This window comes from Dyadobacter sp. CY347, assembly GCF_021502655.1.
GTDB lineage: Bacteria > Bacteroidota > Bacteroidia > Cytophagales > Spirosomataceae > Dyadobacter.
In genome coordinates this window covers 448,760-474,729 of the sequence record NZ_JAKFFT010000007.1, presented here as the reverse complement: position 1 = coordinate 474,729, position 25,970 = coordinate 448,760, and the positions used below count along the sequence as shown (strand labels likewise).

General features: G+C 45.7%; 18 protein-coding genes. 7 read left to right on the top strand and 11 right to left on the bottom strand.

Features of this window, described 5'->3' with window-relative positions:
- Window positions 1–18: 18 nt before the first annotated feature.
- Window positions 19–1,947 (bottom strand): DUF3857 and transglutaminase domain-containing protein, encoded by a 1,929-nt coding sequence (locus L0659_RS17670; RefSeq protein WP_235127946.1) that lies wholly within the window; start codon window positions 1,945–1,947, stop codon window positions 19–21.
- 9 nt (window positions 1,948–1,956) lie between these two features.
- Window positions 1,957–3,951 carry a DUF3857 domain-containing protein gene (locus L0659_RS17665; RefSeq protein ID WP_235127945.1) on the bottom strand — a complete coding sequence of 665 codons (1,995 nt, stop codon included), beginning with the start codon at window positions 3,949–3,951 and terminating at the stop codon, window positions 1,957–1,959.
- Window positions 3,952–4,212: 261 nt separating this feature from the next.
- Here L0659_RS17665 and L0659_RS17660 point away from each other — a divergent pair, with 261 nt between their 5' ends.
- From L0659_RS17660 to L0659_RS17645, 4 genes are all read left to right on the top strand, one after another.
- Window positions 4,213–5,304: a Gfo/Idh/MocA family protein gene (locus tag L0659_RS17660; RefSeq protein ID WP_235127944.1), complete on the top strand. Its 1,092-nt coding sequence runs from the start codon at window positions 4,213–4,215 to the stop codon at window positions 5,302–5,304.
- A gap of 584 nt (window positions 5,305–5,888) precedes the next feature.
- Window positions 5,889–9,125, top strand: a complete 3,237-nt coding sequence (locus L0659_RS17655) for a TonB-dependent receptor (RefSeq protein ID WP_235127943.1) — start codon at window positions 5,889–5,891, stop codon at window positions 9,123–9,125.
- A 36-nt stretch (window positions 9,126–9,161) separates the two neighbouring features.
- Window positions 9,162–10,730, top strand: a complete 1,569-nt coding sequence (locus L0659_RS17650; protein WP_235127942.1) for a RagB/SusD family nutrient uptake outer membrane protein — start codon at window positions 9,162–9,164, stop codon at window positions 10,728–10,730.
- Window positions 10,731–10,855: 125 nt separating this feature from the next.
- Window positions 10,856–12,913 (top strand): sialate O-acetylesterase, encoded by a 2,058-nt coding sequence (locus tag L0659_RS17645; protein WP_235127941.1) that lies wholly within the window; start codon window positions 10,856–10,858, stop codon window positions 12,911–12,913.
- 544 nt (window positions 12,914–13,457) lie between these two features.
- Here the strand turns inward: L0659_RS17645 and L0659_RS17640 are convergent.
- The 9 genes from L0659_RS17640 to L0659_RS17600 all read right to left on the bottom strand — a co-directional run bounded on the left by L0659_RS17640 (window position 13,458) and on the right by L0659_RS17600 (window position 21,936).
- On the bottom strand, window positions 13,458–14,237 hold the full coding sequence (locus L0659_RS17640) for a TIGR00266 family protein (protein WP_235127940.1): 780 nt from the start codon (window positions 14,235–14,237) through the stop codon (window positions 13,458–13,460).
- A gap of 51 nt (window positions 14,238–14,288) precedes the next feature.
- Entirely contained in the window at window positions 14,289–14,543 is a 255-nt protein-coding gene (locus L0659_RS17635; protein ID WP_235127939.1) for a hypothetical protein, read from the bottom strand.
- 102 nt (window positions 14,544–14,645) lie between these two features.
- Complete coding sequence (gltX, locus tag L0659_RS17630) at window positions 14,646–16,196, bottom strand: glutamate--tRNA ligase (RefSeq protein ID WP_235127938.1); 1,551 nt, start codon at window positions 16,194–16,196, stop codon at window positions 14,646–14,648.
- Window positions 16,197–16,234: 38 nt separating this feature from the next.
- Complete coding sequence (locus L0659_RS17625; protein ID WP_235127937.1) at window positions 16,235–16,603, bottom strand: Rid family detoxifying hydrolase; 369 nt, start codon at window positions 16,601–16,603, stop codon at window positions 16,235–16,237.
- A gap of 54 nt (window positions 16,604–16,657) precedes the next feature.
- Entirely contained in the window at window positions 16,658–17,176 is a 519-nt protein-coding gene (locus tag L0659_RS17620; RefSeq protein WP_235127936.1) for an acyl-CoA thioesterase, read from the bottom strand.
- Between the two features lie 18 nt (window positions 17,177–17,194).
- Window positions 17,195–18,049 carry an outer membrane beta-barrel protein gene (locus L0659_RS17615; protein ID WP_235127935.1) on the bottom strand — a complete coding sequence of 285 codons (855 nt, stop codon included), beginning with the start codon at window positions 18,047–18,049 and terminating at the stop codon, window positions 17,195–17,197.
- Window positions 18,050–18,207: 158 nt separating this feature from the next.
- Window positions 18,208–18,903, bottom strand: coding sequence for a head GIN domain-containing protein (locus tag L0659_RS17610; protein WP_235127934.1), 696 nt, complete (start codon window positions 18,901–18,903; stop codon window positions 18,208–18,210).
- A 67-nt stretch (window positions 18,904–18,970) separates the two neighbouring features.
- The gene (locus L0659_RS17605) at window positions 18,971–21,532 is read right to left on the bottom strand and encodes a PspC domain-containing protein (RefSeq protein ID WP_235127933.1); all 2,562 of its coding nucleotides are present in this window, start codon (window positions 21,530–21,532) and stop codon (window positions 18,971–18,973) included.
- 29 nt (window positions 21,533–21,561) lie between these two features.
- Window positions 21,562–21,936, bottom strand: coding sequence for a PadR family transcriptional regulator (locus L0659_RS17600; RefSeq protein ID WP_026631159.1), 375 nt, complete (start codon window positions 21,934–21,936; stop codon window positions 21,562–21,564).
- A 234-nt stretch (window positions 21,937–22,170) separates the two neighbouring features.
- Between L0659_RS17600 and L0659_RS17595 the strand changes: the two genes are divergently transcribed.
- The 3 genes from L0659_RS17595 to L0659_RS17585 all read left to right on the top strand — a co-directional run bounded on the left by L0659_RS17595 (window position 22,171) and on the right by L0659_RS17585 (window position 25,969).
- The gene (locus L0659_RS17595; protein ID WP_235127932.1) at window positions 22,171–22,680 is read left to right on the top strand and encodes a dihydrofolate reductase; all 510 of its coding nucleotides are present in this window, start codon (window positions 22,171–22,173) and stop codon (window positions 22,678–22,680) included.
- Between the two features lie 33 nt (window positions 22,681–22,713).
- The gene (locus L0659_RS17590; RefSeq protein WP_235127931.1) at window positions 22,714–25,152 is read left to right on the top strand and encodes a C25 family cysteine peptidase; all 2,439 of its coding nucleotides are present in this window, start codon (window positions 22,714–22,716) and stop codon (window positions 25,150–25,152) included.
- A gap of 118 nt (window positions 25,153–25,270) precedes the next feature.
- On the top strand, window positions 25,271–25,969 hold the full coding sequence (locus tag L0659_RS17585; protein ID WP_235127930.1) for a DUF4290 domain-containing protein: 699 nt from the start codon (window positions 25,271–25,273) through the stop codon (window positions 25,967–25,969).
- Window position 25,970: the final 1 nt, after the last annotated feature.

Here is a 25,970-nt window from a genome sequence, read left to right as displayed (position 1 = left end):
ATAAAATAAAATCCTGCTTCAAGGTTTGTTTTCTACAAATACGACTTGCGCGCGGTCGGCTTTTCTGACCTTTTTCAGGAAGTCGATCCAGGCAGGGAAATCCTTGGCATTATAGCGCCCGCCGTTCATAACGACCTTCCGGGAGCACAGAAGCTTATTGTTTTCCAAAGTTGTTTTGGATTCATACGTCCCAAAAACCGAGTTTATCTGAAAAGAAGGCAATGTTGTTTCCAGTTTATAATTCGCTGGAATCGCGTAGGAGACCGTGTCAGAATCGGTAAAGTCGTAGACAGAGCCGGGTAAATAAAAGTCCGTTGTGCGCTCCGTAGTTGCGGGCAATTCAAAGCCGCGGCTTAATAATGTTGGTTTGATAAAAAGTCGTGAGCCTGTTTTGGTGGCGCAGTTACGGACATTCAGGGAGAGTTTTTCTGTGATCGTCGGCTCGGTTTCCCGGCCTTCCAGGAGTTCAAAACGCTGCAAATCCAGGCTTGGCAGGTTAATGTGGTTCATCAGCCACTTCTTTTGTTCTTCTTTATTCCCATTATGAAAAACGCTGTTCCTTGACTCCTGCTGCAAGCCTGCATATAATGTATGCACTTCCACTTGTCCGTTTCCGCCTTCATCCAGGTTCACATTCGCGCGACTTTTCCGCGTGTTTTGATGTGATTTATAAACAGGCGTCTGCACCAGTTTCCCGCCTTCGGGCGTGACAAGCAATGCATAGCGGCTTCCTGTGAATGTGCCCATGAAGTTGGGCGTCGTGGTCTGGCTGGTGCATTCGAGCCACATCGTATCTTTTGCAATTACGGCACAGGCAATTACGTGGTTGAATTGGCTGCTCGGAAAGTCAGGTTTCATCATGGCTTCACTGCCCGCTTTAATCAAGGCAACATAAGCAGGAATTCCGGCCTGGCGCAATGCGGCTACGGTAAAATTGCTCAGCGCCTTGCAATCGCCATAACCTTTGTTGGCAACAGTCATGGCATCAATCGTCTGCCAGCCACCGATTCCCAGCTGAATGCTTACATAACGCGAGCGTGTCTGCATCCATTTGTATATTTTTTCAACTTTCTCCCGATCCGTTTTTGCATCCTTGATAACGGATTTTATTTCAGTAATCGTAGCAGGCGGAAGCACGTCACGCCCTGCGTTCAATGTGTGATAAAATGTACCAAAATCTTCCCAGGTGTTGAAATTTCCCTGATAATCCTGCACTTCAAAATCGGAAGGCGCAGCCATTACCAGCGGCATATAGTCGATTGTGGGAAGCGGGTAAAAATCGGTTGTTTTGGAAACGGCGTGATTTGTTACAATCCAGGTGTAAAGGTCCGATCCGCCTTCACCTTTGGTTTTCATCACCGGTTTTACACCATTGTATTCTTTATAGCGGAACTTGAAATCGGCTGGCGTCTTAATGGTGAATTGTGCGCGCTCAACGGCCGTTTTTTCATCAGCAAACGGCATCCAGCGCGGATAAAACATCATGTTCTTTTCTTTGGTCTCGTAATTGAACTCAATCGTGTACGGATAAGTATAGCTCTTTTTACCAAAATCTGCCAGTTTGACCCTTGCGTCAGTAATATTGTCTCCGCCGCCGCCATAACCATAATCCGTAATGTCTGCGTTTTTAAGCTTTTTCTGGATTTTTCCGCCAGCGTCATAAAGGATGCCGCTGATATCAATGATCCTGGTGAATTTGTCATAGCCAACAAAGAGCTGACCATATTCATTTTCACCCTTTTCATTCAGAATCGTTACAACCGTTCGCTTCTTGTGCCGCGCTTCGGCTTTTGAGATAATTTCAAAAAAATCTTCATCCAACCGCACAACAGCATTGGCCCCGGCATTGAGTTCCTGGGTTATTTTGCTGATGTCAAATTCACTTTGCGCTTGAACCCGACAAAGCATTGTGCAGGCAAAAAATATAAATGATAGTAAAAATCGCATTGTGAAATGTCAGTTAGACTTTTTCTTGATTACCAGTGGTTGCCCATGTTTTTGAACCACACGTTCGAAAAACTCTTTCAGGTCGTGATATTCGTCGGCTACAAAATTTGTTTTTGAAAGCACGATGATGCTGCTCACCTGAATCATATCACCTGACTGTCGCACCTGATAAACAAATTTCCCGGCTTTTTCAGGCAGGCTTACGATCTCTGCCTTTGGCATTTCTTCCAAAACATACCCTGCCGGAAGCTTATAATTGCCAATAAATGACTCCGACATTCCGCTGGTAAAGTCAAGCGGATAGATCCTTTCTTTCGATTTCAGCGGATTGCTTTCCCAGCGACCGGCCAGGATGGGATTGAAATAAAACAAATCGGGTGAAGCATTCTCATCTTCCAGCTCAAAATCACAGGCGACATTGACCGCCGCTTTCAAATCCTCGTTTTTATTCTTCACTGCAATGTTACTGATCTTCCACTCCGGCGACCGCTTTTTAAGCGCTTCGTGATAAATGTCATCCGATTCTTTTACATACTTATCGCGCCAGCGCAAAGCTTCATAACCTGCATATGAAATGCTGTAAGTGCCTTTAATGCTGCCGTCTTCGGGTAAAATGTTTGCATTTACCATTTCCAGCTTAGTCTGCAAGTCCAGCGGTTTTATATCCAAAAAACGCCCCGACCCTTTTTTGGGAATGAGCCTGCCATAACCGTTCAATGTATGCTCAGGAAGTAAGCCGAGCTTGGCATAAGGCTGTGTGGCGTCCAAAAAGTATTCTTTTCCGGCAACCTCAACATGGCTGATCACATAATTGCAGCTTTCCAGAAGCGGGATTTCTTTCAGGAACCGGCCATTGGAGCGCGTGCTCAGGATTACCGGATCCGCATTAAGATCCAGTTCGCGAAGCAGTGAGGTCAGAATCAGATTCACCTCAGTCGCATTGCCAGCCTTATTTTCGTACGCTTTTTTAACCCCCTCTCTGGAACCCAGATAAGACGAACCGTCCCACTTCATGTGGCTTTGCAAATGCCGGTAAGCCAGCTCCATTTTTTCCTCCGGCGTCTTGGCGGTTTGCATAATTTCGTCGCGCTTGGCTTTAAGGAATGACGATTTGCGCAACTCTACGCCAAACCAGCTTGCCTCGTTCAATGTCTTTTCCACATCACCCCAAGTGTTGGAAAAATGCTTCGATATTTCACCGGGGACTTGAATGACAGAAAGCTCAAAATTCACCTTTGATAGATAGTCGCCCTCCGTCGTTATATAAGGTTCGTTGACAAAAGCAGGCGCATCCTTCACGACAAAACGATACGCGACACCGCGTCCGTTCAGCTTGGACGAGCCTACATGCACATCCGTAGGCTCCTGTTCGCTGATATACAGGGGCAAGTAACCGCTCATGGTTGTTTTATATTCCAGAAAAAACGGGATCGTAATGCGGAATTCACTCCAGTTACTCGGCACTGATGCCTGAAAAGACCAGGGACTGGGTTTATCGCGGACAGTCAATGGTGTTGTGCGCCTGTAAGAGTATTCAATCACGGATCCCTTCCGGGCGTTGGCGAGATTGAATTTGTAAGTATAATATTTGCCCGTCGCTTTTTCCCGCTTGATCGACTTTCGGTCCATCGCCGTTCGCACAACCTGTCCGTTTTCCATATTATAGGTGAAGCCCTGAATATCGTCCATCAATTCCTGGTTCTCGGGCCCGCTGCCTTCGTAAGTATTGATCGCAACGGAAGCCCTGTCAAGGGCTGACTCTTTGAGGATTTTGATCCTTATCCAGGATTCCATGACCATTACCAGCCCACGGATGTCATCGTAGCGATAGGTAACTTCGCCAAAATCATAGAGGTAAACGGCAGCGGCAGAACTGTCACCGGGGAAAGCCGTCATCTCCACAGCTGCACGATCCACAACCCCGAACTTGGGCTTGAAATCATCCTGGGCGACGGCATTAAAAGAGAAAAAGGTAAGAAAGGAAAAGGCATAAACCTTCCACAAGACAACGCAGGACAGTCTGCACTGAAGTAAAAAATGAGTCATGCAACGAACAAATGAAGAGGTAGAAATTATTATGCATAATTGCAGCATTAATTTGATTTTCGCAAAGATTTTGTAACTCTTCGTAGATTTTTTTTCACTCAAATTCTGCCAACTGCAAAAACGGATTTTAATGCCTAATTTTGAGACAAAACAGAGCACGGCTTTGTTGCTATTTTTACCTATTCCTGCTAACCCGGAACATTAACTTTTAACATGATTATGTCATCTTTCGAAAATGGAAGTCCACTTCGCGTACTCGTAGTAGGTTGTGGCAATATGGGCGCCTCCCATGCATTTGCGTATCATTCGCTGGACGGTTTTGAAATTTGCGGAATCGTTTCGACCGGCAAAAGCAAAGAGGTTTTGAATGAAAAACTGGGCGGCGGTTATGCCCTTTTCAGCGATTATGAAACTGCGTTAAAGGAAACAAAACCGGATGCAGTCTGCATTTCTACTTACCCGGACACGCATGAGGACTTTGCTGTAAAAGCATTGGAAGCCGGCGCGCATGTTTTCATCGAAAAACCGCTTGCTGACACGGTTGAAGGCGCGAAGCGCGTTGTGGAAGCTGCAAAAACGGCTGGTAAGAAAGTAGTTGTAGGCTACATTCTCCGCGTGCACCCGTCGTGGGAACGCTTTGTAACAGAAGCGCAAAACCTGGGCAAGCCGCTTGTCATGCGCATGAACCTGAACCAGCAGAGCCACGGCTATATGTGGGGTGTTCATAGAAATTTGATGAAAAGCCTGAGCCCCATAGTGGATTGTGGTGTACATTATATAGATGTAATGTGTCAGATGACGCGCTCGAAACCTTTGCGTGTGAATGCGATCGGCGCGCGGTTGACGGAAGATATTCCTGCTGGAAATTACAATTATGGACAATTGCAGATCTGGTTTGAGGATGGTTCTGTGGGCTGGTATGAAGCGGGCTGGGGACCAATGATCAGTGAAACTGCGTTTTTTGTGAAAGATGTGATCGGACCGAAAGGCAGCGTTTCCATCGTTGCGAAAGACGCAGGTGGCAGCGGGAAATCCTCGTCCGTAGAAGCACATACGAAAACAGAATCCATCCGCGTGCACCATGCGGATCTGAATGATCAGGATGAATTTGTGAAGGAAGATTCCTGGATCAACCTGGAAGACGAGCCGGACCACCAGGAGCTTTGTAACCGCGAGCAACGTTATTTCCTAAAAGCGGTGCAGGAAAATCTGGATCTTACTGACCACTTGCAGGATGCTGTTACGAGCCTGCAAATTGCATTTGCCTGCGACGAGTCGGTGAAGACCGGACGCACAGTAGACCTGGTTTAACGCCCAATCCTAAATGAAAGCCTTGCTACTGATCGGTTACATATCGAAATAGTAGCAAGGCTTTTTTTGATGTATACAAGTGGTTAACTAATTGATTCCGAGTGAAAATTGATCAAAATCGAGTGGATTTATGCAAACGTTTGCACAGAAAATTCTATTTTTTCTATTACAGCCATTCGAAATTTATTGTTATTTATTATAATATTGCAACGTCTTTTTAAGACTTTTAAAAATCCCCGGTCTAAGCATGATGGTGCGACATCTTTTCATTGACTTAGAAAATGACTCGAAAATTGAAAGAATCGCGTTTCTGACACCTGCTATTAAAGATTATTACATTTTAATTTTCAAAATCAAAAAATCATTTAACTGTAATGTTTAAGGCATATGAAACTGTCAAAGCCATCATTATGTATTTTTCACAAATTGAATTAATTAAATAATAAGCATAAGATTACAAATACAAGTTTTCCTCACCTTTTAAACAATTTTTCACAATGAACAACAGGCTGCTATGCTAAAAATGAAAGTTGATAATAGTTATCCAATACCTAGCTCTATGACAAACGTTTAACAAAAAACAAATGAAAAATACCGATACTAACCAATGGATGTTTCGGATGAGGAATCTCCGAAATGCCCTTGTCCTAATCCCGGCTCTCTCGAGCCCCATGCTGGCGGTCGCCAATACGAATGTGGCGCTCGGGACCGTAGCGAACATTAAACTTGACAAGACTTTAAAAGGAAAAGTTACTGATAAAGACAACAACGAAGGCCTTCCTGGCGTGAACGTTGTTTTGAAAGGGACCAGCACGGGAACGACTACGGACGGATCAGGAAATTACACACTTTCTATTCCTGATGCAGGCGGCACCCTGGTTTTCAGCTTTGTTGGGTATGTCGGACAAGAAGTGGAAGTGGGTAACCGCACCACCATTGACCTGGCTATGCAATCCGATTCAAAAGCACTTAGCGAAGTAGTCGTTATCGGTTACGGTACAGCTAAGAAATCCGATTTGACGGGTTCTGTGGGTTCTGTTAAAGAAGAGCAGTTGAGAGAAAGACCTGCTCCTTCATTGAACCAGGCATTGCAAGGAAAAATTTCGGGTGTGCAGGTGAACGTAAACTCGGGTCGTCCGGGCGGTCGTTCCAATGTTCGTATCCGTGGTTTCAGTTCTATTAACTCTTCCAACAACCCATTGTATGTTGTGGACGGAGTAATGTTGCCACAAGGTAACCAGAACCAGCAAAGCCAGGCGATCGACTTTATTAACCCTAACGATATCGTATCTGTTGAGGTTTTGAAAGATGCATCGTCTACTGCGATTTATGGAGCGAGAGGTGCCAATGGTGTAATTATGATCACTACCAGAAGAGGTAAGTCTGGCGAAGGTGTTATCACTTACGGATTGGACCTGAGCGTACCAACAGCAGGACCAAAAAGAGCTAAGGTTTTGAACGCCAAAGAATACATGGCGGTAGAAGACCTGGCTTACAGAAATATGGAGAAATTTGACCCTGCTGGCTGGGCATCGGGAAAATACAAAACACATGATCCGCTTGTGCGCCGCGGGCAATTGGCTGCTGCTCACCCGGACGTTTTCACAAAGAATGCAGACGGAACATTCTCTCCTAACTATGATACCGACTGGTTCAAAGAATCTACGCAAAGCCGTGTTTCTCAAAATCACCAGCTTGGTTTCAGCGGCGGTAACAACAAAACGACTTATTCTTTGTCGCTTAACTACCGTGATGACCAGGGTTTGATCAAAACATCTTACCTGAAACGTTATTCAACACGTTTCAGCATTGATGACCAGGTTAAAAAATGGCTTCGCATTGGTGGAACATTGAGCTACAACAACCAGGCTGAAAACCTTGTTGATATCAACGACGCTGTTCCCCGCCAGATGGTGGAAGATTTCCCTTTCATGCCTGTAAAATATCCTGACGGAACTTACGCCAACAACCGTGATTACCCGGGTGCAGAAGGCGCATTCAGTTCAGTTCACCGCCTTTACGGACGTAAATACAACCTTAAAACCCAAACTACACTGGGTAGCCTTTACGGAAACGTAACGCTTGCAAAAGGACTGGATTTCCGCTCTGTATTGGGTATCAACATTATCGATCAGGAAGTGAACCAGTCTCAGACGCGTTCATTGACGCCTAACGAGCTTGGAACTGCAAGAAAAGAAACAAGAAAAGAGCTTTTCTGGTCATGGGAGAACTTGCTGACTTACAACAAAACGTTTGGTATCCATTCGCTTAACTTCCTGGCTGGTATTTCTTGGCAGGAAACGAATATCAGCACAACCGGTGTAGGTTCACAAAACTTCTCAACTGATTATTTCGGTTTTGATAACATTGGTGCTGGTTCGGTATTGCCATCTTCTAACCCTTATGTTTCGGGTGCACAGCGTTTTGCATTTAACTCTTACTTCGGTCGTGTAAACTATACATTACTGGATAAGTATCTTTTCACAGTAACGGGTCGTGCGGATGGTTCTTCCAAATTCGGGGATAACCACAAATTTGCATTCTTCCCATCTGCTGCATTTGCGTGGAAAGTATCTGACGAAGAGTTCCTGAAAGGCAACACATTGATTTCCAACTTGAAACTGCGTACGAGCTATGGTTTGACAGGTAACTCTGAAATTCCTCCATACTCGTCACTTCCTTTGCTGAGATCAAACTATGCAGCTGTTTACAGCGATACGCGTATCAGCGGAACTGGTATCAACAGATTGGCTAACAAGGATTTGAGATGGGAAAAAACAGCGCAAACGGATGCTGGTCTGGAAATCTCTTTCCTAAAAGGAAGAATCTCGTTCGAGGCTGACTACTACTATCGTAAAACCACCGACATGCTTTTGGATGCACCGGTTCCACGTACAAGTGGCTACGCGACCATCAGAAAAAACATCGGTTCTATGGAAAACAAAGGTTTTGAATTTGCTTTGAACACAGTGAACGTTGAGACTGCGAATTTCTCATGGAACACCAACTTCAATATCTCATTCAACAGAAATAAAGTATTGTCGCTGGCAACACCTTCGGATATCTTCGGAGTGGGTGGTCCTTCTATCACCAACCAAACGAGCATTATCCGTATCGGAGAGCCTGTGGGCGCATTCTGGGGACTTACACGCCTTGGAACATGGAGCGAAGCTGAAAGAGACGAAGCTGCGAAATTCACCAGCTACCGTGGTAACCTGAAAATGCTTCCTGGTGACGTGAAATATCTTGATGTAAACAAGGACAATGCAATCACTGATGCGGACCGTATGATCATCGGTAATGGTAGCCCAAAAGGCTGGGGAACACTTTCAAACTCCCTGCGTTTAGGAAACTTCGACATGACGCTTGATCTGCAATTCTCGTACGGAAACGACCTGATGGACATGAACCTGCACGCCAGCGAAGACCGTCAGGCACTTGCTAACAGCTACGCAACCGTTCTCGATGCATGGACACCGGAAAATCAGAATACAATGATTGCCCAGATCCGTGATACAAAAGCTGGTTATGTAACAAACGTGGATACCCGCTGGATCTTTGATGGTTCTTTCCTACGTGGCCGTAACTTGCTACTGGGTTATAACTTCCCATCTGAAATTGCTAGCAAACTAAAAATGAGCCGTTTGAGACTATATGTATCAGCTCAAAACTTCTTCTTGCTTAGCAAATACCCACATGGCGACCCAGAGCAGACACCTATCCGCGGTGGTGATTCGGACAACGTTTTCTCACAAGGTATGATCTGGCACAGCTATCCTCGGCCAACCACTTACATGGGCGGTATCCAGGTATCATTCTAACAACCAGATTGGGTAATATTAAAAATGACATTCAGTATGAAACTACATAAAATAACGATTTCCAAGCTCTTGCTCCTCGGGGCAGTACTTTTGGGCCCGACAAGCTGCTCCGACTTTCTGGACGAGCAGGACCCATCAAACCTTCAACCGGATGTATTTTACACGCTTCCGGATCACGCCGAAGCTGCGGTGGCTGCTACTTATGCAGAAACACGTTTCTATGGTGAAGGTGCTGGTATTTTCTCTGCCAACTGGCAAATGCTGGAAGCAGTTACCGGAACCGCTACAACAGAAACCGGCCAGAATTCAGATTTGAACAACCTGTATGCACTTATTTATGATGGTAATACAGGCCATATTGCCAACTTCTGGAACGGACTTTACCGTGTGATCGCGAATGCCAACCTGGCTATCGAAAAAATCCCTGGTATCACTTTCCCTGCTGCTAACGAAGCTCAGAAAACAAGGCTGATCGGAGAAGCGAAATTCCTTCGTGCATGGGCTTACTTCTATGTGGTTAGACTTTGGGGTGATGCGCCATTGATCACTTTGCCGCAGGTTGTTGAATCGGAAGATTTCTTCCCATCGAGGTCATCTCAGGAAGATATTTACAATCTGATTGTTGCGGATCTTGCAGATGCAGAAGCTGCTGGTCTGGCAGATTTCAATACGAGTGGCCGCGTTTCGAAAATTGCCGTTAAGTCGCTTTTGTCAAAAGTCTATTTGACAATGGCTGGCTTCCCATTGGGCAAAGGAGCATCGCACTATAAGCTGGCTGCGGACAAAGCTTTGGAAGTGATCAACTTCTCAAAAGCGAATCCTGCAACCCTGAACCTGTTCCCTACTTACAGGGAATTGCACCAGGAAAACCTGAAAAATAGGGTTGAGCACATTTTCCAGATCCAGTACAACACCGTTGTTGCAGGTTTCCCGTTGAACGACTATTTCCCGAACTTCAAGGCGGTGACTTACGCAGGCCCAAGTGGAACAGGAAGTACGGTGCCTACGCTTTCATTCTATAATTCTTACGAAGAAGGTGACCTTCGTACGAAAGATCAGGAAGGCTGGTTCTATACTTCGTACTATGAAAATGGTACGGGTGCTAAATTTGAACTTGGTGCTCCGTATGTGTTTAAGTTTTTCAACATTAATGCTTTGGGTGGCCCTGGTATCACACCAACCAGGCTTAACAACCTGAATGTTAATCAGATCCGTTACGCAGAAGTACTTTTGACTTACGCAGAAGCACAGAACGAAGTAGGCGGTGTTAACAAAGAAGCTTATGACGCATACAAACGCATCCGCGACCGTGCACAATTGAAAACACCTGCTCAGGCCTCATTTACCGCTGCTACTTTCAAAGAAGCAGTTTGGAAAGAACGTTGGTATGAATTCGCTTACGAAGGAATTACCTGGTTTGATATGGTTCGTCTTCGCAAAGTGTTCAACGAAACCACAAAAGGCTTCGATAACTTCGTTGGCCACCGTAACCTGAATGTTTCCGGCGGTGCTCCTTTGTTGGAAAAACACTTGCTATTCCCAATTCCAATTCAGGAAATGAGAAACAGCCCTAACCTGAAACCACAGAACCCAGGTTATAATTAATATTCAGATTTTTGTTTACGAGAGCCGGTCCATTTTTGGACCGGCTCTTTTTTTATGCAATAAGGAAGGCACAGCAGCGTAATTTAAGTAAATTGAAAATCTGCAACAGATCTCGAAAAAGGCATATGAAGAGGATTTTACTGACAGCTTGTATGCATACCAAATGTTCCCGATCCGTTACAGGTCTATTTTTTGCCTTCTTACAAATACTTTCTTTCTCCTCCAATGCACAAATAACCTTAACCGCTCCAACCAACAACCAGATCGTCCAGCGCGATCTTGCCGGAGTCGCTTCGATCGCGATTACGGCGTATGCTTTTCAGCCTTACGCCCGCATTGAAGGCCGCCTAACCCCTATTTCAGGGAATTTGAATAAAGAAAAAATCTGGACTTTTGATGAAGAGCAGGCCCGTCAGGGGTTCCTTACAGCTTCGGTGAATGCGGAGACCGGTTGGTATAGGCTTAAAATTTCAGCTACAACGGAGAATGGAGCGGTTGATTCAGTTTCATTGCCGAGAGTTGGCGTGGGTGAAGTGTTTCTGGTAGCAGGAAATTCCAATGCGATGGGGTTGCCGGGACTTGGCGCTAAAAATGCGTCTGATCAGGTCGTCTCCTATAATGCAGTCAATAAAGCGCTCAATGCTGAAAACATCACCGTCGCTCCAAACGAGCCAATGCGTAGGCCTGTGTTTGATGTTTTGGGAAAAGATCATTACATTTTCCCTTCCGGAGAAACGGCCTGGTACTGGGGAGAATTGGGTGATTTGATCTCGAAAAGGTTAAAAACGCCGGTGCTATTCCTGAATGCGGCCTGGGCTGCTGCGAATTCCGACAGTTATTACGACGCTGCAACTGGGAAAGATGCTTTTAATCCTTATGTTGGAAAAAATTGGCCAAACCGGCAGCCCTACTCGAACATTGTAAACACAATCAGGCACTTGAACTCATGGCTCGGCCTCCGCGCAGTGCTTTGGTCACACGGCGAGAATGACGCGCAGTTGAAATTCACCGAACAAAATTATTTCAACAACATTCAAACATTGATCACGAATGCACGAGCGGATGCAGGTTACAATGTGCCTTGGATTATCGCCAGAAATTCGGCCAGCAACATTATCAAAGATCCTTATTTGCCGGTTATCAATGCGCAAAACAGACTTTCTGCCCTAAAAAACTTTAACACATTTCCCGGTCCAAACCTCGACACCATCCAAATTCCCCGACCCGCTTCCGAGCATTTCGAAAATGTCCCCGGCGGCATTCAGGGCTTAACATTAGCTGCCGCTGCCTGGAACCGCGCGTTAACAGACTCTTTGTTTAAAAAGATAGTCCCTATACAACCAACCAACTCCATACACACAGGCATTGTGCCCTCCGCGGCTTTCCCGGGTGCATCTTTTTACATTAATTACAGGATTTATGGAAAAAATGAAGATGGGCTTTCCTTACGTGCAGAATTATTTGATCAAAACGGTGCATTTGTTGATACAGTCGGCACAGGAAACGGAAACCCAATGCTAGTCAAGCTCCCGAATAATCTTACCAATGGTCAATACAATATCAGGCTGGCCGCGACATCGCCCGATCTTGCCGGCAGCACTTCTTCATTGTTCTACGTCAACAATGCTTACAGATCAGTGCAAGTTGTGAACATGATCAGCGCGGTTAAGACCAATCAGGTCGTCGATTTAAAATGGCTTGTCGCAGCCAACCCCGGCATGCAAAGGATGGTTTTGGAAAAGACTACAAACGGCGAAATTTACACCGACTTGCAGCAATTTAACGTGCCCGACCATGGCAAAAGCTCAGGCCTATACACCCATACAGACACCGATACAGACCAGAAGATCATTTTCTACCGCGTAAGAATGGAATACGCAGACGGCAGCACCACCTACTCCCCCGCCGTCACCATTCTGGAACCCGGCGCACTGCCAAGGCTTATAGCATTTCCGAATCCGGTTACAAGGCAGGTTTTTTATCTGGAAACAGACGATACAAGTCCCATACCACAGCTTTCTCTGTTCGACGTCGCCGGACGCGAGCATCCTGTATTTGTGTCAGATCGAGAAATCATCGGTTTGCTCGCTGTGAGGCCGGCTAATGACTTGCCTGCGGGTGTTTATATTTTAAGGATTGTGTCGGACGGCGGGAGTAGCACGCAGCGGATGTTGTTTCGGTAGAAGTGGGTTGTAGGTTGGGTTGTGCTAGCACTTCGAGCGCCCGGCGACCCGGTCTGCTCAGTGTGACAGTTCTGGTAAATGACGTTGTGCTAGCACTTCTAACATTATACAGATATGCTGGCAAGTGACATTGTGCTTGCACTTCGACTCCGCTCAGTGTGACAGAGCAGTGCTTGACGCAACGAACTAACCGAGTTGCCAAGCGGCCTTGCTATTCGGAAGCTACTTACCAGAACTGTTAAACAGATATGATAGTATATGACGCTGTACTAGCACTTCGACTCCGCTCAGTGTGACAGTGCATTGCTCTTGGAGAATGTATCAAGCGAGGCGGTCGCAGTGCTAGCCAATGCTACTCACTAGAACTGTCACCCTGAGCGGAGTCGAAGGGCTACCCCAATGCTACTCACTAGAACTCTCATACTTAGCGTACCGGGCCGCCGGGCGGTCGAAGGGCTACCCCAAAGCTACTCACAAGAACTCTCACACTGAGCGTACCGGGCCGCCGGCCTGCCGAAGTGCTACCACAATGCCTCCAGAAGTATCAACCTTCAAACATTCTTCCTAATCCCCCGATAACCGAACCGCTTTCCTTATTGGCATTGGGGCCGCCGACAGCCAGGCGCTGAATTAGTTTAGAGATTGGCATGGATTGGATCCAGCAGCGGCCTGTTCCGCGTAATGTGGCCAGAAACATGCCTTCGCCGCCGAAAACCATGGATTTTAATCCGCCTGAACGCTGAATGTCGAAGCTTAATGATTGTTCAAATGCAACCACACAACCTGTATCCACGCGAATCGTTTCATTATTAAGCTGACGCTCCATTACCACGCCGCCCGCGTGCACGAACGCCATTCCGTCGCCTTTGATTTTTTGTAAAATAAAACCTTCGCCACCGAATAAGCCTGATCCGAAACGCTGGTTGAAATGGATCTTCATGCTCGTGCCCATGGCAGCGCACAAGAAGCCATCTTTCTGAACAATGAGCTCGTTTCCATAGATTTTGGAAAGATCAATCGGCATCACGGTTCCCGGATACGGCGCCGCAAATGCCACTTTTTTCTTACCGTAACCCCTGTTTGTAAAATGGGTCATGAAAAGCGATTCTCCTGTGATCAGACGCGTTCCAGCCTGGAAGATCTTGCCCATAATGCTCTGGTTGGCTTCCGAGCCATCGCCCATTTTGGTTTCAAACTGGATGCCGTCTTCCATGAAAAGCATAGCACCGGCTTCTGCGATCACCGTTTCGTTCGGATCCAGCTCAATTTCCACGACCTGGATATCGTCGCCAATAATTTTGTAATCGATTTCGTGTGAGATCATCTTTGCGTAAAAGGTTTATTTGTTAGTAAGTTGAACTGCAATGACCACTTGCTACTCTTCTTCTTCCTCCTCTTCCTCGCTTGTCTTCTTCTTTTTGCGGGTTTTCCGGCCGGGAATGTCCTCCCGGTCGCGGAGCTTTTTGTCGTCCACATTTTTGTTCAAAAATTCATTGATACGGTCCATATCAAAGCTCGTGGTGATCTCACCAAATGAATTGATCTGAATATCAAAACCATCCAGGTCCTTATGAACCCTTGGCTTTTCCGCAGCTGGTTTGGTCGTATCGTTTTGTTTTTTCTTAGCCATGTGTTTGAAAATTCGCCGCAAAGCGGTCATTTCGATTGATTACTAAATTATGGAACCTGCTTCTGGACGCCAACTCAATTTGATCCAACGGTCATATCACAATTATGCCAGGCGAATTTGGGCCGGTAAGCGGGTTAATGCATTATCCAGTCGTTTTACAACTTCGTTTTTTCCCAGTATTTCCATGGTTACCATCAAGTCAGGGCCGTGTCCTTCGCCGGTAAGCGCGAGACGGAGCGCCTGCATGATCTTACCCATTTTTATCCCAAGCGTTTCCATCGTTGCCGCCAGGTTTTCCTTAATGTTGTGTGCTGTAAAATCACCTTCAAAAGCCACCAGAGCATCTTTAAAGCCGGAAATAGCAGTAACAGCCTGCTCATCCCATTTTTTCAAAACCAATTCCTGATCGTATATCTCCGGTGTGTTGAATAAAAAGCTGGATTCGCTCACAATCTCCTTCACGAAATGCACGCGGTCTTTGAGCAAGAATACAATTTGTGCGATCTGATGATCGTCAACATTGATATTTTGTGCCTCAAAAAGCGGTTTTGCCCGCTCGATGAGCGTTGCGTCGTCCAGGTTTTTAAGATATTGCTGGTTGAACCAATTCGCCTTCTGAATGTCAAATCTCGCCCCAGCTTTGTGCACACGTTCAAAACTGAATGCGGCAATCAGCTCTTCCATATTGAAAAGCTCTTGCTCGGTTCCTGCATTCCAGCCTAGTAAGGCAAGGAAATTAGCCGTTGCGTCTGCAAAATAACCTTCTTCACGGAAACCTTTGGCTTTATCACCTGTGTTCGGATCAGTCCATTCTAGTGGGAAAATGGGGAAGCCTCCCAGATCTGCGTCGCGCTTGGATAATTTGCCATTTCCATCAGGTTTTAGCAAAAGCGGAAGGTGCGCGAATTGCGGCATGGTGCTTTCCCAGCCCAGATACCTGTATAGTAAAACGTGCAAGGGGGCCGATGGAAGCCATTCTTCGCCACGGATCACATGCGTAATGCCCATCAAATGATCATCCACAATGTTGGCCAAATGGTAAGTCGGCATGCCGTCTGATTTTAAAAGAACTTTATCATCGATCTGCGATGAATGCACAACTACCCAGCCGCGGATCAGGTCATTGAAACGAATGTCTTCCTTCGGTGAAATCTTCATCCGGATTACGTAAGCTTCGCCGCTTTCGAGCCTTGCTTTGGTTTCGTCTGCGGATAATGTCAATGAGTTTGTCATTTCCATCCGCGTGATCGCATTGTATTGCGCAGCCGCAACTTTGGCTGCCTCCAGCCGTTTCCGCATCTCGTCCAACTCCTCAGATGTATCGAAAGCATAATAAGCTTTTCCCTCAGCAACAAGCCTTTCTGCATATTCGCGATACATTTCTTTCCTTTCCGACTGGCGGTAAGGGGCGTGTGGGCCGCCTTGCTGCGGGCCTTCGTCAATGGTTATTCCAAGCCATTGCAATGCTTCCAAAATATATTCTTCCGCTCCCGGAACGTAGCGGTTCTGGTCTGTATCTTCAATGCGAAGCAACATTTGGCCACCCTGCTGGCGTGCAAACAAATAGTTATACAAAGCAGTGCGAACGCCGCCTGCATGCAGCGGGCCGGTCGGGCTGGGGGCAAATCTTACCCGGACAGGTGTATTATTCATTATATTAATCTAAAATTTACTGGATGATTTTGTGCGTCCTACTCGACCGCAACGACAGATATTTCAACATTAACGTCCTTAGGAAGACGTGCGACCTGAACCGTTTCCCTTGCAGGCGGTTCTTTGGTAAAAAAGCTGCCATAAACCTCATTCACAGCCGCAAAGTCGTTCATATCTTTCAGGAAAATCGTCGATTTCACTACATGCTGGAAGCCTAGCTTTGCAGCGCCGAGAATGTGCCCGATGTTCTGCATTACAATACCAGCCTCCGCTTTAATATCGCCGGATTGGGCGAGCTCAGCGGCGATCTGGCCGGAGACATAAAGGGTCCCGTTTATTTTGACAGCCTGGCTGTAAGGTCCGATCGGAGCAGGCGCTTTATCTGAAAATATGATCTCTTTTGGCATAAGTTGAATGTATTTATGCCGTAAAAATACCAAAAATATAGCAGTAAGCCCGACTTATGTTACCTGAAAAAGTGCTTTCAGTTCGGTTGCATCCGAGGCGCTCATGCGACCCGCCAGGACAAGGCGCAGCTGACGGCGACGTAGGGCGCTTAAATACAATTCGTTTTCCTCGGGCGTCTCTGGTTCTAGCGGCGGAACTTCAATAGGGCGGCCGTTTTGGTCCACGGCTACGAAAGTATAAAATGCGCGGTTTGTGCTCACACGGTGCCCGGCAGGGATATCCTCAGCCCACACTTCCAGAAACACCTCCATAGAAGAGTTGAATGCCCGGGTTACTTTGGCCTGCATCGTCACAATGTTACCCAACTTAATAGGCTCAGTAAAAGACACATTATCCACGGAAGCGGTTACCACAATACGGTTTGAATGCTTTTGTGCGGCAATCGCAGCGCAAATGTCCATCCAATGTAAAAGCCTGCCTCCCATCAGATTATTCAACGTATTCGTATCATTGGGAAGCACCATTTCGGTCATGGTAACTTCTGACTGATGCGGGTGTTTTGGCTTTAACATATATAAAAATTGATTTTATTAAAATTTAGGACAACGGGTTTTCCTGCGCTCCAATGCCTGCATTCTGTTGCCAATGGAATAAGTTGCACGGACTTGTAAAAACAGATAACTGTCCTTACTCTTGGCACTTCCGCGGTTCCAGCCGGGCTGTCGCGGCTCCAAGCCAATCTCCGGCGAGCGGTCGGATAATCTTCTGGCTAAGTCGCTCGGTAACTGGTCGGGATTGGGGTAAACGGTGCTGACGTCGTCCAGATAATCGGAGTTCATGAAGTTGTTGCAGAGTTCAACGCCTAAGCTCAGTTTCTCTGTTGTCTTCATTGAAACACCAATTCCGCCAGTGAAAACCAATGGTAACCGGCTGTATTTCACGCCTTCTGTCTGCAATGGCGCCAGACTATGCCATTCTCCATCCAGTTTTGCTTTTGGATTTAATAATGTAAAACCCATGCCTCCAAAAAGATATGGATTAACAGTCGCCTGCCGATTGAAAGAGAACAGATCCGCTTGTATTCCCAGGTTAATGTCAGGATTGAATGTCTTGAAAGAAAGATTATTCTGCGCGTTTTTAGAATATTTCTGATCGGCTGAAACCTGATAAAACCTCAGTTCACCGCGTGCGCTGACATGTTCTGTAAGCCTGTAAAGTCCACCTAGTGAAATGGATGGCCCCAATCCCAAATGCTTCATATTCACCCCGTCCGACAGATCGCCCATATAATAGGCTACGCCTACACCGGCAGTTACGCTCATGACGCCAAAGGGATTGACATATTTGCCGGATCGGTTCTGCGCAGCTGCATCCTCTGCAACCATAAAAAGGATCAGGATAAATGCATATAAAACAGCATATTTCAGGTAATGCTCACTTCTCATTTTCCTCAGGTAAAAGTTTTTGATCGTAGATTGTAGAGAAGGTAAAGTCCGTAAATATATTACTCTTAACCTAATTTGTTGCTTTTTTCGCTGATCTTGCAAAAACAAAAAGCCGGACAAAGCCGGCTTTCTGGTCAAAATATATTGAGGTATTTGTACTAATCTCTTTTTACCGAACTCGCACCGGAAGAGCTGGAATGAATGTCTTTCGCCGTTCCTGAATAACGGATGCTGCTGGCGCCGCTTGCATCTGCATGCACTGCGCTGCTGGCCATAACCGCCGCGCTGCTGGCTCCCGACGCATCAATGTTCACAGTTTTTGACGCAAAATCACGGCCTCTAAATGATGAGGCACCTGAAACTTCGCCGTTCACAACATCGCCCTTGCCAACCAGGACCAGCGAAGAAGCTCCGGACAAGTCAAATGTTACTCTGGGTGCAGACAATTCCATATTCACCTGCGAGGCGCCGGAAATATCTATTTCCATACTTCTTACGCCGGAAAATGAAGCCACATGAGCCTTACACGCGCCCGAAAAATCAACGGCTTCCAAAGAAGGCATCGTAATGTTAACGCTAACCGTCTTCCTGTTCTTATTCCATTTTTTGTCCTTGTAGCCCAAATGAAGCGCATCACCTTTCACCGTCGCTTCCAGATCATCGAGATCTTCAGCGCGTCCACTTGTGGAAATGCTGTATTTGCTTCCTTGCTTCACTTCAATCCGGAAAGCACTGCCCATGGAAAGTTTATCAAAACCGGATAAGTTGAAGTTACGGGTTTCCTGCGCGCTCGCAGTCAGGGTTAAAAAGAGCATTAGCAAAGCTGCTACTGAAAATAAAGGGGTCTTTTTCATAATATTAATTAATTAGATGGCTTTTTGAAAAGATGTGCGGTGCTAGTAAAAAGTTGCATCACACAAACTATTCCTGAACATTAATCTTGCTCGCACCACTCGTGTGGCGTTTGATACTTGGAATTCTTCCCAACTCAATTTTAGACGCCCCGGAAGCGTCAACATCGGCATTTTGAATGTTTATTCCAACAGCATCCAGCTTGCAAGCGCCGGAAGCATCCAGATTTACCGACCTGGCTGATCCTTTCAACGTTGCCTTGGACGCGCCTGAGATGCTTACATCCAACTGATCCGTTTCAACATTGATTTCCGATTTCGAAGCGCCGGATATGTCTACCGATAATTTATCAAGACCTGTAAAGCCGGTTACCAATGTTTTGTTGGCGCCTGAAAGTGACAGATTTTCGATCTTCGGCATTGTGATCACCAATCCAATCCGTTTCCATTTTTCAGAATCAAAAAGACTGAATTCCTTATTTCTTGTCACACGCAAGGTGCCGTTTTCCACATACACTTTAATATCATCCACATCTGCCGGCTCTTCGCTGTCGGCGGTTACATTGTACTCGCTTCCCTGGCGGATGATGATCGAATAAGCGCCGCCTATATCGATTTTGTTAAAATCCCCTACTGGAAATTGCTTGCTGTAATTACCACGATCGCCTAGTTCGAGATCGCTGGTATCCTCATAATCAAATGAATAGCCTTCGTTTTCACTATTCTCTTCTGTTTCACTTTTCAGAAATTTCGCGGGCAGATTTACGCAAACCAACCCTGAATCCTGGCGCATTTCCCATGTTAGTGTTTTGAAATCAACGTCATTGTTATCAAGATCATAGCGCTCCGTATTTTTCTGGTCCCAGCGATTCATAGAAAAATAAAAATCGCGCTTCATCACAAATGGTTTGTTAAAAGGGATGTGTAAAGCAAGATCGATCCTCTGATCGCGAAATGGGCCATGGGCGGCGAGTATGGGGCCTTCTTTAAAAATAAAGACTGAATCTTTCACGTCTATATCATAAACCAAACCACTCGCATTCTTCTCCGCATCCTGACGGCTGCGACCTCTCGCATATAATGTTTTATCCAATCTGATGCTGTCCGTAGTCGATGTGTATCCAATCAGTCGGATATCTATATCCACATTCTCCTCGTCATTGATATAGTCGTAATCCAGGGTCAACATCCCGGAAGGGACGGCATATGAAACGGATTGCACCACTTCGCCTCTTTTTGCAAAATTTCTTTGGTATGAAATCCCACCAATTGTAGCGCCGATAATTCCAACGATCCAAAGCCCAAGCAATGTCAGCCAAACCGAACCTCCAACGATTCTTTTATTCGAAATAAGGGTCAGACCCAGCAAAAGGAATGTAATCAAGGGAATTGCAGACACAAGAATCCCCGACAAAATCAAAACGCTTGGCAACTCTTGAAAAATCAGGAATGGAAGCGGCAAATTGTCAAAAGCTGCAGAGCTCGTCACACCCAAGGCCACGCCGCCGGCAATAACCAAACCTAATAAACCAAGCACCGCAGTGGCGATCAAAAATGCGCCGATTAATATGCGGATAATAGGACCCAATCCTTTCAACATTTTCCCTAATGCTCCGATAACCAATGCAATTGCACGAAAAGGGAAAAGTAAAATTTTGGTTAAAATATGCTCTTCGCCGGTTTTTTCTTCTAAGTTCAGGCCGTGTTTAATGTTTGATTCAATGTTGGATAAAGTGATGGGTTCACCTTGCATTTCCATTTTTTCTGTAAGCGTGTTTGCAACGGGTGCTATTACCCAAAGGATAATGTAAACGACCACGCCGGTTCCGAAAAGCAGGATCGATATAACCCAAAGAAACCGCACAACACCCAAATCAACCCCAAAGTAAGAAGCCACACCGGCTGCAACGCCACCCACGACTTTGCGGTCTGGATCGCGATAGAATTTTTTGATTTTTGTATCTTCTTCCAATGTCGTAGAACCCGGAAACGCCACCCACATTGCAATGTAAACCAGCACCATAAAGCCCGAAAGCGGCCCGAATTCATCCTCCATATTTAGGTTCATCATGCCCGAACTAGCCGGTAAACCAATCACCATGAACAGAAATGCAAGTCTAACCCAAAGCGGGTCAATGGTAAAGTAATGCGCAAGTCCTGCGGCAACGCCTCCCAAAAGCTTTCTTTTCATATCGCGGACCAGCTTTTTCGGCCCGGTAAATGGTGGTATAGGTTCAGTTTTTGGCGCGCTGTAAGAGGATGATGAGGAAGAAGAGGCTGACGAAGCATTAGTGGGCTCCTTGGGTGCATAACCTTTCGAAGCAGCGGATTCCAGCGGATCGGCAAGAATGTCTTCTGCCTGTTCAATGGCCTCAAAGTCAGCAACCGTTCCCATGGCGGCGATCAGCTCGTCTACGTCGGAAAGGGAAATAACCTGCTTTGCTTCTGCTTTTTGTTTGTTCAAAAACCGCTCTGCGATCCTGCCTTCAATGTCAGATAAAATCTCTTTGCTATCTGCAAAAGAAGAGAAGTATTTCTGGATGGAAGAAAGGTAGCCTTTCAGTTTTTCATAACCGTCTTCCTCAATATGGAAGATGATGCCGCCTATATTTATGCTGATTGTCTTTTTCATGATTGTAAAAATCGAATGTCTCTATATGATCAGTTAGGTTCGGGAAGATTGGAAGAGGCTGTTTTGCTCAATTCCTCTGTGCGGTGAATAACAGTCTGCACAGACTCCGCCAGTTCAAACCAGGTGGCTTGCATTGCATCCAAGAATATTTTCCCCTCATCAGTCAAAACATAATATTTTCTTGGCGGGCCCGAGGAGGACTCCACCCATTTATAATCCAGCCATCCAGAATTTTTTAACCTGGTAAGAAGCGGATAAAGCGTGCCTTCCACAACCATTATGCGTGCAGAAGTCAGCTCATCCAACATATCCGAGGCGTATACTTCGCCCCTGGATATGATGTGCAGGATGCAGAATTCCAAAATTCCCTTCCGCATCTGCACTTGGGCATTTTCAATATTCATGTGGTTTCATGTGTTAATTATATGTAACAGTTCATGGCTAACAGATAGGATTTGCCTTCTGGTATTACAAAGGTATACACAGGTACTTTGTGATGCAAGGTACCATGTTAAAAAGATTTGTCGGTTAGGATGAATGGTTGATTTAGAATGCTGACCGGCTCAAATTATATTTGGTGGATCTGGCGTTATTATTTTAAGATATATTTCCTAAAACCGATTTCAAAATATACTGCGTTGGCAACACAAACTCAGCTTTATATCATCGCCGCCATGAGCGAAAACCGGGTCATTGGCAAGAACAATAGCTTACCATGGCATTTGCCGGATGAGTGGAAACATTTTCGGAAGGTCACGGATGGGAAAGCATTCATAACGGGCCGTAAGAGCTTTGAAGCGCCAGATGCGCTGCATTCCACTTACAAAAACGTGATCTTATCTTCCAGTCAGCCGGAGGAAAGCAAGGCGGGCAACATCTATGTCAAAGATATTTCTTCTGCATTGGCGTTACTTTCTGGCGAAGACGCCGTATTTGTATTGGGCGGGGCTTCTGTTTTTTTAGAAATGCTGCCGCTCGCGCAAAGATTATATCTAACCATTGTACACGCACAGGTTGAGGGCGACGCATATTTTCCGGTTGTGAACCAGGATGATTGGAATTTGATCAGTTCTGAATTTCATGAAAAAGACGAGCAGCACGCCTACTCGTTTTCCATGAATGTTTATGAAAGGAAAAACACCGGTTAAGGTCGTACACAGCCTGTTCATCTGAATTTTCTTATGAACAAATTTTCTATACACACGCTGATTTTCTTGTTTTCGACAGTGCTGCCCGCGTCACTTTTAGCTCAAAAGCCATTTGGCAACGAATGGATTGTCGTTTCACAAACCTATTTACGCATTCCGGTTGTTGAAAATGGTTTTTATAAAATCACGAACGCTGACTTTCAACAATCGGGCTTTCCTGTTGATAGCGGCCAGTTTGCTTCGTTTCAAATGTTCTGGCATGGGAAAGAAGTTCCGATCCAGATAAGCGCGGACGATAGCAACAGAACTGAGATCATTTTCCATGGGAAAGGGAACGATGGCGCCTTGGATAGCGCGCTTTATATCAGCCCTAATGCATTCCCACATTCACATTACAGCCTTTATTCCGACACCAGCGCCTATTTCCTGACGCACAATGCGGACGGAGTTCTTGGTAAGCGGGTGAATTTCAATGTTCCCGCCGCACAGGACTCGCTTGATTATTATTTCACAGAAGTTGAAAAGCGATTCACATCCCACTATGCGCCTGGAAAGTTTTACCCGCCGGAAACCGGTTTCAACGACGGCTCGGCGCTTTCTGCGTATGACGTAGGCGAAGGCTGGACTGGTCCTGAGATCAGGGATAACGCTTCTTATTCCTTTTCATTCAACATTAGCAATGCAGTTATCGACAAATTTTCGAATGCAGAAATTGAGCTCGTTCTGATTGGAAGATCGGCCGGAAACCATGCTTATGCCCTTTGGTCGGCTGGTCCATCAGGTTTGAATAGGAAAATAAGATCATTTAGTCTTACCGATTTTGAATCAATAATATTAAAAGCACTTTTAGATTCAGCGGATGTAATCTGTGAAAGTGAGCTCGGCTTTTTCCTGGTTCCGGCTGAAAATGAAGGTTCTATTTCGTTGTCTTATGCCAAAGTCCGCTATCCGCAAAGGATTTTAAGTGAGAATATCAATCCGGTGAAGCCGATGAACATTCTCAAACCGCGGCTGGTCAGGTTCAGTGATTTTGATCCACAAGCATTTAATTATCTGATCATTACGCATCCGGCTGTTCGGACTCCCGTTGCAAATATTGATCCCGTTGCGGCCTATGCTGCCTATCGCGCTAGTAAGGAAGGAGGCGGTTATAAGCCATTGATTTTGCATAGCGAGGACATTTATGATCAGTTTTATTATGGCGAACCAGGACCGGCTGGCATAAGAAATATCATTTCATGGATGGCGGAAGCGGAAAATTTGAAATTTGTATTCCTGATCGGACGATCTGTCGATCCGCAAACTGCGCGAAAATCGGTTAATGCAAGAACATTGGATATGGTCCCTAATGCTGGCTGGCCGGGGTCAGACATCGCGCTCGTGATGGGGACGGATCCCACATCGGGGTTGAACCCTATCGTGCCCATTGGACGGCTGAATGCATTAAACTCGCAACAGGTTTATGATTATTTACTGAAAGTTAAGGCCGTAGAATCGGAGCCGCCATCGGCAAAATGGCATAAAAATATTCTTCATTTAAGCGGAGGACGGACCGCCGATGAGATCGCTGTTTTTTCTGATTATGTCAGATCATTTGAGGAAAAACTGAACCATTCAACACTAGGAGCCCATTTTGAAACAATATCAAAGACGACAACCGAACCGGTCGAAAAAATTGCAACTCACATTCCTGTTAACAAGGGTGTTGGACTAATCACCATATTCGGACATTCCAGCCTGGATGTGACGGACATTGACATTGGATTAGCGAGCGATTCAGAAGCGCAAATCAACAATCATCCCCGTTATCCGGCGATTATTGTGAATGGCTGTGCCGCGGGAAGTATTTTTTATTCTACCAAAACCCTGAGCAGCGACTGGATCCTGACGCCTAACAAAGGTGCTGTTCTGTTCCTGGCACATACATTCAATGGACTATCGACTGATTTAAAGCAATATACTAACAGCTTTTATGAAGTCCTGGCCGATTCGAATTTCACCAACGAGGCTTTCGGCATTATCCAAAATGAAGCCATCCGGAGAAATTTGATCAAACACAAAAACATAACCGCCATGATCACTGCCCAGCAAATGGTGCTTCACGGTGATCCAGCGATCCGTATCTTTCCAAGAGATTCAACATTGCTGCCCGACAAAACGCAGAACGCATTACCGGATATCATGGCCATCAATGTTTCGCCAAACCCATCCAATCACTGGTTTCGGTTTTTTATTGAATTTGAATGGCTGAATTCTTCCGAAAAAGTGAGTTTGTTCGTTTATGATTTGTGGGGAAGAAAAGTGAAGGAAACCTCGTTTGAAGCACATTTCGGAAAAAACGAATGGTTTTGGCATCCCGAAAACCTGCCGTCCGGCGTTTATATATACAAACTGAAATTGAATCTTGAAAACAGAACAATTTCGCCAGCCGCCCAAAACGCATTGCAAGGAAAATTGATTTGGCTCCATTAACCGCAGTCATCCTTTTCTTTCCGTAAAAACTTCTTATTTTTGTCGATTATAAAAATGACTTATCCACTTGAAAGAATACGGTAGTAACGTACAAAAACTTGCTGATCACATCGTTAAGATGGAAGATCGGACAAAACGCAACCTTTATGCGCACATTCTGGTTGAGCTCATGCGTCAGATCCATCCGAACATGAGGGATAACCAGGATTACACCAATAAACTGTGGGACGACCTGTACATTATTTCCGGATTTGAATTGGACGTTGACAGTCCATTCCCGCCGCCTTCACCAGAAGCATTAGGCAAAAAACCACTTACGGTAGGCTATAATCAGCAAAATTTAATGTATCGCCATTACGGCCGCAACATTGACCTGCTTCTTGAAAAAGCGATTAACACCGAAAGTAAAGAAGATAAACTTGCCTTTGTCTCGTATATTTTCCGTCTGATGCGCTCCTTTTTCAATACCTGGAACAAGGATAATCCGGAAGACCATGTTTTATTGGGCCAGCTGGAACAACTCAGCAAAGGGCATTTAAAAGAAGAAATCGATTACATCCGTGCTAACGGTCCTATTGAGGCAGCACCGAAAGACCGCAATAACAGCAGCCAGGAACGCAATCGCGGAAACAGCCATCAGGGCAACGGCGGCGGAGGTTTCAAAGCGCAGTCTGGCAATTCCGAAAGACAGGGAGGCAACAACAACCAGGGCAACTCCAACAATCGAAACAGGCCTAATAACAAGTTCTCGGGCCGGAACAACAGCGGTAACAACAATAATAACAACCGGAATAACCGTAAAAAACCTGGAATCTAAC

What these genes read in the sequence shown, in the direction of transcription:
- L0659_RS17615 (WP_235127935.1), bottom strand. Translation starts at nt 18,049, where the DNA reads ATGAGAAGTGAGCATTACCTGAAATATGCTGTTTTATATGCATTTATC.
- L0659_RS17650 (WP_235127942.1), top strand. Translation starts at nt 9,162, where the DNA reads ATGAAACTACATAAAATAACGATTTCCAAGCTCTTGCTCCTCGGGGCA.
- L0659_RS17605 (WP_235127933.1), bottom strand. Translation starts at nt 21,532, where the DNA reads ATGAAAAAGACAATCAGCATAAATATAGGCGGCATCATCTTCCATATT.
- L0659_RS17660 (WP_235127944.1), top strand. Translation starts at nt 4,213, where the DNA reads ATGTCATCTTTCGAAAATGGAAGTCCACTTCGCGTACTCGTAGTAGGT.
- L0659_RS17600 (WP_026631159.1), bottom strand. Translation starts at nt 21,936, where the DNA reads ATGAATATTGAAAATGCCCAAGTGCAGATGCGGAAGGGAATTTTGGAA.
- L0659_RS17655 (WP_235127943.1), top strand. Translation starts at nt 5,889, where the DNA reads ATGAAAAATACCGATACTAACCAATGGATGTTTCGGATGAGGAATCTC.
- gltX (WP_235127938.1), bottom strand. Translation starts at nt 16,196, where the DNA reads ATGAATAATACACCTGTCCGGGTAAGATTTGCCCCCAGCCCGACCGGC.
- L0659_RS17635 (WP_235127939.1), bottom strand. Translation starts at nt 14,543, where the DNA reads ATGGCTAAGAAAAAACAAAACGATACGACCAAACCAGCTGCGGAAAAG.
- L0659_RS17670 (WP_235127946.1), bottom strand. Translation starts at nt 1,947, where the DNA reads ATGCGATTTTTACTATCATTTATATTTTTTGCCTGCACAATGCTTTGT.
- L0659_RS17585 (WP_235127930.1), top strand. Translation starts at nt 25,271, where the DNA reads ATGGAAGATCGGACAAAACGCAACCTTTATGCGCACATTCTGGTTGAG.
- L0659_RS17645 (WP_235127941.1), top strand. Translation starts at nt 10,856, where the DNA reads ATGAAGAGGATTTTACTGACAGCTTGTATGCATACCAAATGTTCCCGA.
- L0659_RS17610 (WP_235127934.1), bottom strand. Translation starts at nt 18,903, where the DNA reads ATGAAAAAGACCCCTTTATTTTCAGTAGCAGCTTTGCTAATGCTCTTT.
- L0659_RS17620 (WP_235127936.1), bottom strand. Translation starts at nt 17,176, where the DNA reads ATGTTAAAGCCAAAACACCCGCATCAGTCAGAAGTTACCATGACCGAA.
- L0659_RS17640 (WP_235127940.1), bottom strand. Translation starts at nt 14,237, where the DNA reads ATGATCTCACACGAAATCGATTACAAAATTATTGGCGACGATATCCAG.
- L0659_RS17590 (WP_235127931.1), top strand. Translation starts at nt 22,714, where the DNA reads ATGAACAAATTTTCTATACACACGCTGATTTTCTTGTTTTCGACAGTG.
- L0659_RS17625 (WP_235127937.1), bottom strand. Translation starts at nt 16,603, where the DNA reads ATGCCAAAAGAGATCATATTTTCAGATAAAGCGCCTGCTCCGATCGGA.